Source organism: Paenibacillus sp. JJ-100, from assembly GCF_948329825.1.
Lineage (GTDB): Bacteria > Bacillota > Bacilli > Paenibacillales > Paenibacillaceae > Paenibacillus.
On record NZ_CAOJCM010000001.1, the window covers coordinates 908024 to 920940 of the forward strand.

General features: G+C 45.0%; 8 protein-coding genes. 6 read left to right on the plus strand and 2 right to left on the minus strand.

What is annotated here, in order from left to right; all coding sequences use genetic code 11:
* The first annotated feature begins 27 nt into the window (after positions 1-27).
* From PQG66_RS04500 to infC, 5 genes are all read left to right on the plus strand, one after another.
* Positions 28-2169: a putative PEP-binding protein gene (locus PQG66_RS04500; RefSeq protein ID WP_272035558.1), complete on the plus strand. Its 2142-nt coding sequence runs from the start codon at positions 28-30 to the stop codon at positions 2167-2169.
* A 104-nt stretch (positions 2170-2273) separates the two neighbouring features.
* Positions 2274-4217 carry an LTA synthase family protein gene (locus tag PQG66_RS04505; protein ID WP_272035560.1) on the plus strand — a complete coding sequence of 648 codons (1944 nt, stop codon included), beginning with the start codon at positions 2274-2276 and terminating at the stop codon, positions 4215-4217.
* A 190-nt stretch (positions 4218-4407) separates the two neighbouring features.
* Entirely contained in the window at positions 4408-5415 is a 1008-nt protein-coding gene (locus PQG66_RS04510) for an LLM class flavin-dependent oxidoreductase (protein ID WP_272035562.1), read from the plus strand.
* A gap of 398 nt (positions 5416-5813) precedes the next feature.
* Positions 5814-6746, plus strand: a complete 933-nt coding sequence (locus PQG66_RS04515; RefSeq protein WP_272035564.1) for a manganese-dependent inorganic pyrophosphatase — start codon at positions 5814-5816, stop codon at positions 6744-6746.
* A gap of 178 nt (positions 6747-6924) precedes the next feature.
* Entirely contained in the window at positions 6925-7416 is a 492-nt protein-coding gene (gene infC / locus PQG66_RS04520) for a translation initiation factor IF-3 (protein WP_272036466.1), read from the plus strand.
* Positions 7417-7521: 105 nt separating this feature from the next.
* Here infC and PQG66_RS04525 read toward each other — a convergent pair whose 3' ends face one another.
* Positions 7522-8346, minus strand: a complete 825-nt coding sequence (locus tag PQG66_RS04525) for a protein-glutamine gamma-glutamyltransferase (RefSeq protein ID WP_272035566.1) — start codon at positions 8344-8346, stop codon at positions 7522-7524.
* Positions 8347-8591: 245 nt separating this feature from the next.
* Here PQG66_RS04525 and PQG66_RS04530 point away from each other — a divergent pair, with 245 nt between their 5' ends.
* Positions 8592-11348, plus strand: a complete 2757-nt coding sequence (locus tag PQG66_RS04530) for a PAS domain-containing hybrid sensor histidine kinase/response regulator (protein WP_272035568.1) — start codon at positions 8592-8594, stop codon at positions 11346-11348.
* 200 nt (positions 11349-11548) lie between these two features.
* Here the strand turns inward: PQG66_RS04530 and PQG66_RS04535 are convergent, their stop codons facing one another.
* The gene (locus PQG66_RS04535; protein ID WP_272035570.1) at positions 11549-12289 is read right to left on the minus strand and encodes a hypothetical protein; all 741 of its coding nucleotides are present in this window, start codon (positions 12287-12289) and stop codon (positions 11549-11551) included.
* Between the last annotated feature and the right edge of the window lie 628 nt (positions 12290-12917).

Sequence of the window (12917 nt, forward strand, 5' to 3'; positions counted from 1 at the left end):
GCCATAGAGGGCAGATAGGAGACTGCAATGACAAAACGGGTGATGCTGTTAGAGGAAGGTATGGCAGATCAGGAAGAGTTGACTCACAGTATCGGGAATGCACTCGCGGAGCTGATGCAGGCAGGATGGTCTGTTCCGGCAGGAATGGTTGTCACGTCAGATGGCTGTGACGAACTTTGTACCCGTCTTGGATATCTTTCCAATGAGATTAGGGAAGAACTAGGCATTGCCATCCGGCGCGTGGAACAGGCGACAGGAGCAGTCTTCGGGGATCGAAATTATCCACTTCTGCTGCATGTGAGGACGAACCAGACTACGACTTCTATAGGAGTTACTATGTCAGCTGCTGAATCGTATACAATACCTTACGTTGGCTTGAACGACTATACGGTCGAAGGTTTTGCTCGTCAGACAGGTAATCGGTTATATGCGCTTCAATGTTACCTAACTGCATTACAGCATTATGGTCATATGGTTCACGGTATCTCCTATACAGCCACTGTGCATACAGGGAATGAGAAGTCGTGCACTTCAACTGAGGAACAGCTTGAATCGTTAATAGCGGACTGCAAAAGATGGATTCAAGCCGATGGGGGAGAGCCTTTTCCACAGGATGTGTATCTTCAACTACAAGCTGCGATTCGGGCGGTTTTTTGCTCCCCGCGCAAATTGGATCATAAAGCCAATTTCGATAAAGAGAAAGAACATAAGGGAGAGCCAGTTCTAATCCTGACTGCCATAGAAGAGGAGCACAGAGATAGTAAGGGAAGGGTGTATACACGCAATCCGGTAACGGGGGAAAAGGGCATGATGGGAGGCGAGCTCCCGGCAGGAAGCGATGAGGAAAAGGAGAAGAAGAAGGAGAACGCACTTTCTTTACTAAAGAAAAATGATGCTGAACGATACGCTGATCTCCAACAGATCTGCGACCTGTTAGAGAATCGCATAGGAACAGTGCTGGAAATTGCCTATGTAGTGACCGCGTCTTCCATCTGGATTCAAAGTATACAGCCTGCGAGATTAAGTCCAATCGCTGCGGTCAAGAGTGCAGTGGATTTCGTCAACGAAGGATTGATTGCCAAAGAGGATGCCATCCTCCGAATGAGATCAGGTGATCTGAAGGCTTGTATGGAACAGGATTCACCGGAACTAAAGCGTTTACTCGGATGGGCCAATGAAGTAAAAGAGCTTACTATTTTAGCAAAAGTTGAACTTGCAGCTGACGCTTGGCAGGCACGAAGCTGGGAAGCTGAGGGCATTGGTCTATTTACGACCGAGACGATGCTGTTGTCTCCGTCCAGAACGCCATTTGTACAAAAGATGGTGGCGTCACGTACGGAATCAGAACGTAGGCGGGGAATCGAAAGATTACTGCCCATGCAGCAGGCTGACATAGAATATCTCTTTGAGACAATGGACGGACGTCCGGTGACAATTCAATTATTTGATGATTCATGGCTTGAGTTAGTCTCAGATCACATGGTGTTTGAACAGCAGGGCAAGCATCTCCGTGTCGTTTTGTCCGAAATTCATGAAATGCAGGTCGAGGCGATCTTCCGTGCAGCTGTTAAAGGGATTCGTGAAGGGTATTGGGTTCGTCCCGAAATTATGATTCCACATGTAGAGCATGTGCATGAGATGCAAAAGATGCGGGACATGGTAGATCATGTGGCGAACCAGGTGCTTGGTGAAGAACGGCGGCACTGTGTATATAAGGTGGGAGCAGCGATTACATCACCAAGAGCCTCTTTAACGGCTGCACAACTTGCGCGTCATGCGGACTTTATTTCGTTTGACACGGATGAGCTGACCCAATCGATGTTTGGATATACCGGACAGGAAGCAGCCGAGCGGGAACAGATTTTTGGGAATGTTTTTGAAACGGAAACGAACCCCTTTCAATCACTTGATATTGAAGGTGTTGGTCGTTTGGTAGAGATGGCGGCTGTCCATAGCCGGACCCGGAAGCCTCATCTGAAAACAACGATATTCGGCGAACATACCGGAGACGCAGAGTCGATTGCTTTTATTCATGAGATCGGTTTATCGGCAGTCTGTTGCAGACCAGAGCAGATACCTTGGGTTCGTGTTGCGGCTGCCCAGGCAGTTATTCGATTATCGCGCACCGATGCAAACACGAAAAATGAGGATGTACCAACAATCGCATGATTCACACCTGATACGCGATGGAACAGGAAACTGAAAACTGTTATACTGAAATATGCGTTTTGTAAAATGAACGTAAAAATTTCAGATAAGGGTTGAAAGCGACCATGTTCAAATCTACGAATACAAGAAGGCAGACTTCATCGCGGGCCTTATTTATCGTTTTGTTTGTCCTCATGCTACTGAAATTATCGCTTTTGCGGTATTTCTTTTTCAATAACATGTCGAGTCTGGGGCTATTAACCGATGGACTCGCCGCGCTTACGATTGTGTGTGTGCTGGATCTCATTGTGCCCCTAAGCTGGAAGCGATGGGTATACGGGGGATTTAACATTTTGTTCTCCCTGATTTTGTTTGCAGCAACGCTTTATAATGCGCAGTTCAGTTCGGTTCCTACGTACACTGCGCTAAGTGAGCTGGGGCAGGTTGCTCAGGTGAGAGGAAGTATAGGTCCACTGATTCGGTGGCAGCACGTTTTGTTTTTTGCCGATATTATTCTTGCTGTGCCCATCTGGTTGATCAGACGCAGACGCGGCTCAGGAGGATATCGTAACCAGTATAATGAGAGTGGCTTGACGTTTGGCAGAAATCGCAGTCGTTACTGGGGTAAACTGGGCGTTGCGCTGACAGCGGCGTTCTGTATGATTTGGTCGGGCAGTTTTATCGTCAAAGGGGAAGCCATTGATAATGAATTGGTACGCGCAGAAAATATTGGTTTCCTGAACTACCAGGTGTCATCTGCGATACTAACGAGCAAAGAGAACGAAGCTATCGCGAATGGCAACATTAACGAAACGATTGCCAAGATCAATGCACTGGTAAGCCAGTATCCATACCAGAAGAAGACGGATCATGATACCCCGGTGAAGGCTAAATATTTCGGTCAGGCGAAAGGCAGTAACTTGATTGTCATTCAACTGGAGTCTTTTCAAAATTTTCCGATTCATGCTTCACTCAACGGGCAAGAATTAACTCCGGTTCTAAATAATCTTGCGAAAGAAAGCTATTATTTTTCTCATATTTTCCAACAGATCGGTCAGGGGAATACGTCGGATGCGGAGTTTATTTCGAATACATCTATTTATCCTACAGGAGTCGTACCGATGTCTGCTGGCTATAGTGACCGCGACCTTCCAAGCCTGCCCAAACTGCTGGCCAAAGAAGGATATGAGTCCGAGACATATCACGCTAACGACGTAACCTTCTGGAATCGAAACAAGATGTATCCTGCTCTCGGATTCACGCGGTATTACGATAAACCAAGCTTCACCAATGATAGATTTAACGATTTTGGGCCATCGGACGAAGAGTTATACCGGGTAGGTGTGGAAAAAATGACCGCGCATCAGGCTGCGAAGCAGCCGTTCTATGCTCAGTTCATCACAGCGTCGAGCCATTCGCCGTTTACCGTCCCAACTGATCGTGCGCGAATTGAGATTCCCGCAACAGTGACCAACAAATTGCTACATGATTATCTGCAAGCGATCAATTATACTGATTACGCAGTGGGCCAGCTAATTCACGAGTTGAAAGCAAACGGCTTATGGGATAACACCACACTAGTCCTCTATGGAGATCACTTCGGCTTACCTGAAGACAAGGAGATTACTCAGCAGATTCAGGACCATCTGGGTATTCCTTACGACGGAAAAGTGAGCCGATTCAATATTCCGTTGATCATCCATACGCCAAAACAAACCAAAGGGGAAGTCATTGAACAACCGGGGGGCCAACTGGATATGCTGCCTACCGTTATGAACCTGATGGGCGTATCCCTGGAGCAGGAAAAGTTCACAGCATTTGGGCACGACTTGCTAAATATGGATCGTAACGCATTTGGTATCCGTTACTACTTGCCAACTGGATCATTTGTGAACAATGACATCTTGTTCATTCCCGGTGCGGGATTTGACGATGGCACAGCATATTCGCTCAAAACCTATGAACCGGTGACCAATATTGAGCCTTATCGTTCCGATTACGAACATGTACTTAGCCTGATGAAACTATCTGACGAGTATGTGAAGCTTTTACCGAAAAGAGTACCGTAATGAGCATTGTAGGGAAGAAGAACATCGAACGCTGCCAGCATGAAAGCTGGTGGCGTTTTTTAGTATTCTTTTGGATAGACTCTGACTAATCATGGTTAAAGGAAGTTTGAAACTGTAATTTTTAATGTTACAATGAACAAGTAAATAGGCTGAAAATCATGTACTTCACGGATGAGAGGAATGAATATATATGAAACTGAGTGTACTGGAGCATGGACATATTAGTGAGGGGCGGAGTGTACAAGATGCCTTACAGGAAGCTGTGACCTTAGCGCAGCATGCTGAACAACTAGGGTATTCCCGGTTCTGGATGTCTGAGCATCACGGCGGCGGAGCGCTATCGTTTTCAAGTCCGGAGGTGATGATCGCTCATGTGGCTGCTCATACACAACGTATTAAGGTAGGCTCTGGAGGGGTCATGCTACCTCACTACAGCGCCTATAAAGTGGCAGAGAACTTTCGGTTATTAGAGGCTTTGCACCCCGGACGTATCGATCTCGGGATTGGGCGTGCCCCAGGGGGGATGCCTATTGCCAGCAGAGCGCTGAATGAGGGGAAATCATCGAATGTACATTTTTTCCCACAGCAGATTGCCGATCTCGGATATTACTTCCACGAACAGTTGCCTGAAGACCATCGTTTTGCTTCACTTGTAGCCGGGCCATCGATTTCAACGGTTCCCGAAGTGTGGCTGTTAGGTTCGAGTTCGGAAGGGGCGAGGATTGCCGCAGCACAAGGCACAGCGTATGCTTTTGCTCAGTTTTTTGGAACACCAGGTGGAGAAGAAGCGATGAAGCATTACCGTCGCCACTTCAAACCTTCGATTTTGAGTGACAAACCCCACTCTATGATTGCCGTATCTGCATTCTGTGCTGATACGGAAGAGGAGGCTGCTGAACTGGCTCGCAGCAATGAATTATTTTTCCTCCGACTCGGACGTGGACTGGAGCAAAGCTCCTTCCCTTCTCTAGAGACGGTGAATAACTATCCATATACAGCGATGGAATTGGAACAGATTCGTCAGCGCCGCTCCTTCTCCATTATTGGAACACCAGATCAAGTTAGGGATAAAATAATCGCTATGGCTGAACGTCATGAAGCCGATGAAGTGATCATTGCGTCAGCGATTCATTCGTATGAGGCACGCCTACGTTCCTTTAGTCTCATTGCAGAAGCGTTTGGATTACAGCAGGCCTAAAGTAGAAAGAGCTATATAGAGCGATAAAGAGCGATAATATACATGTTTAACGGAAAGATCCATGTGATTGGACTGGAGCTTTGTTCACTAAGATGTTTCGTCAAGGTGACAGAGTTCCCGTTCTTATTTTTACGTTAATCAGATCAAAACAAATCCACTTGCAAGATGTGTCATCCGTGAGCCTCACGGATGTTATGATGTACCGGATACATACGGAATTCTGAACGGTATTTTACAGTAATCGTTGCATAAACCTGGGTAAATGTGCTAATTTATGAACTGTAATTAATTCGCTGTAAAGGGATTGGAATTAAGACGTATAAGCGCTATAATCAGTTAGGTATGATTCAAAAAAGGATAAATTAACTTAAACTCGAAATTGACGGAGGGCGAAGAGTATGGAAAAAGCACTAATTTTCGGCCATAAAAACCCGGATACAGACACGATTTGTTCAGCAATTGCGTATGCAGATCTGAAAAGTAAATTGGGCCATGAAGTTGAAGCAGTGCGTCTTGGCGAAGTGAATGGCGAAACCCAATATGCACTGGATCAGTTCAAAATTGAAGCACCGCGTTTGATCAAAACAGCTGCTAACGAAGTAAACAAAGTCATTCTGGTAGACCACAACGAGCGTCAGCAAAGCGTAAGCGATATCGAAGACGTAACGGTGATTGAAGTAATCGACCATCATCGTATTGCGAATTTTGAGACAAGCCAGCCTTTGTATTTCCGTGCGGAGCCTGTAGGCTGTACTGCAACTATTTTGAATAAAATGTACAAAGAGAACGGCATCGAAATTAGCGCACCCATTGCGGGTCTGATGTTGTCTGCGATTATCTCGGATTCCTTGCTGTTTAAATCCCCAACTTGCACAGAGCAGGATGTAGCTGCAGCACGTGAGCTGGCTGCTATTGCTGGTGTAGATGCAGACAGCTATGGTCTGGACATGCTGAAAGCCGGTGCGGATTTGAGTCAGAAAACAATTGCTGAACTGATCTCCCTGGATGCTAAGGAATTTGCTATGGGAACAGCCAAAGTTGAAATCGCACAAGTGAATGCGGTTGACGTCAACGATGTGCTGGTGAAACAACCAGAACTTGAAGCAGCGATTGAAGCGATTATTTCCAGCAAAGGGCTTGACCTGTTCGTATTTGTCGTTACTGACATTCTGAACAACGACTCTGTGGCACTGGCTTATGGTGGATCTACGAAAGCAGTAGAGAAGGCATACAATGTAACGCTTGCAGATAACAAAGCTCTGCTCAAAGGCGTAGTATCCCGCAAATCACAGATCGTACCTGTTCTCACAGAAGCATTCAATTCACTGTAATTGGATTACGTGGTATCATCAGGTATAACTAGAATTCACCTGAGTTGAGACCAGGTTTCGTGAATAACGTGACTTAGAATCTTGATGTAAGAATTATGGCATTCATACTTAAGCCTGCTCTGATCTCCATTGATCAGGACAGGCTTTTCATGTCAAGGAGGAAGATGGTATGGCTCAGATCATTAAAAATGAAAAGATCAAAGCAACCGAGGTGCAACTCACCGGTCTGAATGGAGAAGATCTGGGGATTATGCCGACACGGGAAGCACTTGCACTGGCCAAACAGCATAAAGTGGACTTGGTGTGCATGTCCCTGATGATAAGCCCACCCCCTTGCAAATTGATCGGCGCAGGTGCAGCCCGTGATGAAGCACAACAAGCGAAGAAAAAGGCAAACAAATCCCCTGATAAACGTAAAATAAAGGAAATTAGACTTCATTTGCAGATGGAGGACCATGACCGGGATGTCAAGCAGTCACAAGCAGAACGCATCTTGAAGAAAGGGGATTCCGTGAAGTTTGTGATTCAAGTACACGGTTCCAAAGAGGGAGAAGCCGGCAAGAGTTGGGCTGAAGAATTATGCAAAGCATTGAAAGAATACGGTAGCAAAACAACGGGAGTACAAGTGAGTGGTAAGCAGGTAGTTGTTCAGCTTGATCCACGGGACTGAATTGCTCAAGAAAAGATGTAGCAGCGATTGTAGTTATATATGAAAGCCCAATCGGAAAAAGTCTAACGGCTGCCTCCGATTGGGCTTTTTGCAATCATCCAGCCTTCACGTACGTAGATAACGGCTACCGCCAATTCGAACGTACAATTGTCCAGGTAAAACAGGTGTAGATATATCTGGATTGCTGTCGAAATTGTTCTTGGCATAACGGGATAAGTAGAGAAAGTCTGGATATATAACCATATCCATTAAATAAGCGGAAGTGCGGCTACCCGGAAATCGGAATTGATTCAGGGTGTGAATAATCTCCTGGCTACTTGCAATGCCAATGCCGTGCCCATAGTATCTGTCCTCCTGTAGCATGAAGACATTTTCACCTTGCCATTCAGGAGTTTCCGGTGAAACATCCGGATTTTTGAAATACAGTACGTCTCCTGGTAGAGCTGTCTCTTTACCATTCTTCTCTGTTAAACGCAGATCACTGTCGTAATGCCAGTCAAACAAAAGCAGATTACGAAATAGTGAATTAAAAGCCTCCTCGCGGATGCTGCCAAGTACTCCTCCGTACAGTACAATGACAGTAGCAGTGGCACACTCAAACGCATACAATCGTCCGTTCTGCCATATATCTCTGATGCCTTCTGCCGGGGTTACATCTGGCCTTAGCTCAAATCCTCCTTCTGTATTACGGTTCCAAAAGGCAGGATTACACCTGGAAGCTTCGAATGAGGCAAAGTTGACTCCACTTCGATTCAATCCTTCGGCTGCGCTCACAAGAGATTCTCTTAAGTTCCATTCAAAATGCAGATGCTCGAGCGATTGATACACATAAGGTGTATTGCGCATCTGCAGCTGCTGTAACCAGTACCACGCAAATGGGGACCACTCAGATGGCGACAGTCGAATGGGTTGATTAGCAACAATGATCATAAGATGATAACCTCCAATCTTCAATGGATTTTCGATATAAAAACGTCGAAAATGTTAACATGTCGATTAATGTCGCTGATTTTTCGATTTGTTTTGTTTAACAACAACAGTATTTCGGGTACTAGTCTATAAGTAAAGGTATGTTCAGGCCGCACTATTCATACGAATAACATTTGGATTTAAGCTATAGTAAATTTCGACTCTAGTTATAGTAACGTTCACATTCTCATAAGGGAGGATATGTAGTGTCAAACTCCATCACACAGAGCCGATCTCTGTTCGAACAATTATATACTTATGCGCCAATCGGCATTGCAGTAGCTTCTCACGTTAACGGACTGTGGTTGCAGTTGAATCCAGCTTTTTGTGAGATGCTCGGTTCAACGGAAGAAGAACTACTGAACACTTCAGTTGTACATATGATCTATGAAGAAGACCTCAGGTACGAAGAGTTTCGCCATAACTTCTGGGAAATGACTAATGGTTCACTGCCTATGTATGAGACGGAGATCCGTTTGAACCGAAAAGACGGTACGTTAATCTGGGCGGCGATCAGATCTTGCATTGTCCGGAATGAGGTGAACGGAGAGCCGTTATACTTGCTTGTGCAAGCTGCAGATATTTCGAAACAAAAAGAAGCAGAGGAACGATTGCTTGAACAGCGTAAGCAGCTGGAGGAGAGTAGTCGTATTCCGCGTCTTCTGGCGGAATCCTCGATGGATCTGATTGCAATTCATGAAGCAGATGCGGAGCGTTCATTTAAATACGTATCAGATGCTTGTAGAAGCATGCTTGGTTACGAACCTGAAGAAATGCTAGGACGGTCAGGAATGTTTTGTATTCACCCTGAGGATATTCCTGCCGTTCGGGATTACATCTGTAGCCAGACCAAGGGACATGCATCAGAACGGCTGATTTATCGATTGCAGCACAAGGATGGGTCTGTGGTGTGGGCTGACACACTTACTCATTACGTGCGTGATGAATCGGGCAAGCTGCTGGAGATGGTCGCGGTCACGCGTGATATTACGGAGAGCAAACAGCAGCAGCTAAATTTGCAGGAGTACAAGTCGCTGTTTGACTGTAATCCGCTAGGAGTAGCCTCCATGGATCTGGATGGGAATTTGCTGAAAGCAAACGCTGTACAAGGACAATTGACAGGACATACAAGCGAGGAATTGTTAAGTCGACCTTTTGATCATCTTATTGATCCGGTAGATCTGAAGAAAACGCAGTATCACTTTGAAGAATCCGTGAAAGGCATAGCACAGAGTTATGAGATTGGTCTGATCCACAAGAACGGCCAGCGGATTGAGACAAGTGTAGTCAATGTTCCTATTTTACTGGAAGACAAGGTAGTAGGTGTCTATGGTATTACGAGCGATGTTACAGCATCCAAACGTTACGTGGAAGAGATCGAGAATCTAAGTTATGAAAGAGCTCTTATCTTGAATGGGATGTCGGAAGGTGTGATCGGGCTAGATTTGGCGGGGAATGTTAATTTTGCCAATCCTGCTGCAGCGGAGATGATGAATATCTGTCCAAGCGAGATGAATGGTAAGCCATTAGAGAAGATGATCATTCAGATGGAGTGCGAAGTTCTTCCATATCCGGCCAAAAGTATGTCTATATTGCAGGCCGTACGCGAAGGAAAAGCACTGTCTCGAACAGAATCGGTATTTTGGCGTCAAGATGGGTCCAGTTTTCTAGCGGAATTCCAATTGAAGCCGATTATGGATCAGGGCACGACACGTGGTGCTGTGCTCGTATTCCGTGATATGACATCGGTAAAAGAAATCATACGTGCCAAGGAAGCTGCAGAGCATGCCGACCGAGCCAAATCAGAGTTTCTTGCCATTATGAGCCATGAGTTGCGTACACCGTTAAACGGGATTATGGGGATGGCACATCTTCTGATGGAAACCGATCTGGATGAAGAGCAACGTGGATTTGCGGAGATCATGATCGACAGCGGCGAGTCACTACTATATATTTTGAATGAAATACTGGATTTCAGCAAAATTGAAGCCGGTAAAATGGATCTGGAGCAAGGCCCAGTAGATATTCGAGACGTACTAAACAGTGTCATAGAGCTATTTTCGATTAAAGCCTCCGAGAAAAATATTGAACTATACAGTGAAGTCTCTGATCAAATCCCTGAACGTGTATGTGGAGATGAGACCAGGATTCGTCAGATTCTTATTAATTTAGTGGGCAATGCAGTTAAATTTACCGAAAAAGGAAGCGTTAAGATTAGTGCAGAGGTGGTGCACTCCGAAGAATATGGACCGGACCATCTTATGCTGTCTTTCAAAGTAAAAGATACAGGGATAGGCATCGCACTGGATAAGCAGCATCAATTGTTCCAATCCTTCTCCCAGCTAGACCCATCCATTAACCGTAAGTTTGGTGGAACCGGTCTCGGCCTTGCGATCAGCAAAAAATTGGTGGAACTGATGGGCGGAGCCATCGGCGTCCAAAGTGAGATTGGCAAAGGTGCCGAATTCCAATTCACGATCGTTCAGGAGAAGTGGAAAGAAGAGACGACTGACGCAGATCAGGAGGTTGCAGCAACCCTGGAGCCTCTGGAAATGTTAGATCGCTCCGATCTTGCACGTGATATTCGCATATTAATTGCCGAAGACCAACCTGTGAATAGTCATCTCTTGGAGGAGATGTTGCGTAGATTCGGTGGTGTATGTGATATTGTTGAAAACGGTGCGCAGGCTTTAGATTTACTCGAGAAAACACCGTATGATTTAATCTTCATGGATATTCAGATGCCCGTATTGGATGGAATTGAAGTGACTTGTGAAATTAGAAAAACCCATCCAGATATCCCTGTGATAGCTGCGATTACAGCTTTCGCGGGGGAGCGTGATCGAGAAGCTTGTCTGCAATGTGGAATGCAAGATTTTATCAGCAAACCTTTTCACTCCGCAGAGATTGTCCGGGTCCTCAATACGTGGGTGCCTTTCATTCGTTCCCGGCAGATGAATTGAGGATAAGATGGGAGTCTACGTTAGCTGTGATGTGCTGTTCTTGATCAGACTCGATAATTTCATAATAGGAATAAAAAAACCTGTGCTCCAATGGAGTACAGGTTTTTGGTAAGAATCAGGACCTCCCGTCCATGCATCCTGAGAACGTTACACGTAAGTTACCACTCCGTCGGAAGAACAGAGGTTATGAAATTTCACGACTAGTGATCGAGTTTGTGCTGCTGTCTTACTCGTCTGCGCCGAATGAAGAACCAAATGAGAAGTGTCAGAACCAATACAAGGCCAGATATGGCAACAATTAGAATGTTCCGGATATTAGGAATCTGTATGGTCAAATCCAACGTATTTTTTTCTAAAGGGGCAATGTCCCAGACGAGCGTTTTGCCACCATCCTGTACTTGATCTGCGTTGGAATCTTTAGCTTTGATCGGGAGAGACAGTTTGAAATCAAAATTCATATCTTTTAACAGAAGTCGCTTGAGAAAACCTGGAACTTGGTTGATCCGTTCTTTGATATCCCCATCCGGCATGGATTCCATAAGATCAGCTTCAACTAATATATGCATTTTCGTTGTGAAAAAACCGGGGGTTTTAGATTGTTCGATCCGAATACCCGGTGGAAGCTTGGAGGATTTGAATGCTGTTGTGTTTCTTTTTTCATAATGGGCGCTTGCTTTCAACAGGTTCTGTTCATCCTGCTTGGTTACTTCGGTCTTAAAGCTATTGCGCTCCAATGCTTGAGCTAGCATGGGCATTAGATTATCTTGTCCAATTTTGCCAAGAGCTGCATCTGACACACTCAGGTTCAGATCCAGATCGGTAGTTCCGTTCATATTTACGGTTACATGGGCTTCTCCATCCGCACAGGCGGTTAACAGAACAAGCATGATACCAAGCATGATAGAAAGCCATAATTGACGTTTGAAAATATGAGTTAACATGATGCTCCTGCCTTTCTGCGTCGCGTAAGTCTATTAAAGTTATGTCCATATCCATCCAATCCAGAAATATAGTATACAACGGAATGCCAGCAGATGCTAACCTGTTGTATAGAGTGAGGTACACAGTGATATAACAAGAATGTTCAATGTTCAGAAGAAAAATAGGGTTTCGAGTTGATTAAAATTAAAGATTTCGTATTTTTGTCAATGTTCGGTCAATTCAAACAGCCATTCCGCGTGTACACTAAGATAGAGATGAATATAGGGACAAGGGGGGTACATACATGACTTATATTATTATTCTAGCTTCAATTTTGCTTGTGGGTATGATTGGAATGGGCTGGTTCTATAAGATCGTTGACGAGGACAAACATTAATCTTAGGACCGTTTGCATTCGTAGCACTTGTAAAATAATAAGCTTACCTCGCGAATAAGAGGTAGGCTTATTTGAGTTGTGTGTTTTTTAGAGCCCACAGTGTTCATATAAACTCTTTCGAGCTCCTGTAAAACCATTTAACCAATGGACAAATATTTTTCGTAAAGTTGGGATTTTTAGGCTTCACTTTTGTATAATAGGGGATAGCTTCTCGGGTTTTCCCGAAATTTGCCAAACAGGAAAGGGTGTAC

Bases quoted from the DNA above. Each gene is read 5' to 3' on its own strand.
- PQG66_RS04500 (WP_272035558.1), top strand. From the start codon at position 28: ATGACAAAACGGGTGATGCTGTTAGAGGAAGGTATGGCAGATCAGGAA.
- PQG66_RS04505 (WP_272035560.1), top strand. From the start codon at position 2,274: ATGTTCAAATCTACGAATACAAGAAGGCAGACTTCATCGCGGGCCTTA.
- PQG66_RS04510 (WP_272035562.1), top strand. From the start codon at position 4,408: ATGAAACTGAGTGTACTGGAGCATGGACATATTAGTGAGGGGCGGAGT.
- PQG66_RS04515 (WP_272035564.1), top strand. From the start codon at position 5,814: ATGGAAAAAGCACTAATTTTCGGCCATAAAAACCCGGATACAGACACG.
- PQG66_RS04525 (WP_272035566.1), bottom strand. From the start codon at position 8,346: ATGATCATTGTTGCTAATCAACCCATTCGACTGTCGCCATCTGAGTGG.
- PQG66_RS04535 (WP_272035570.1), bottom strand. From the start codon at position 12,289: ATGTTAACTCATATTTTCAAACGTCAATTATGGCTTTCTATCATGCTT.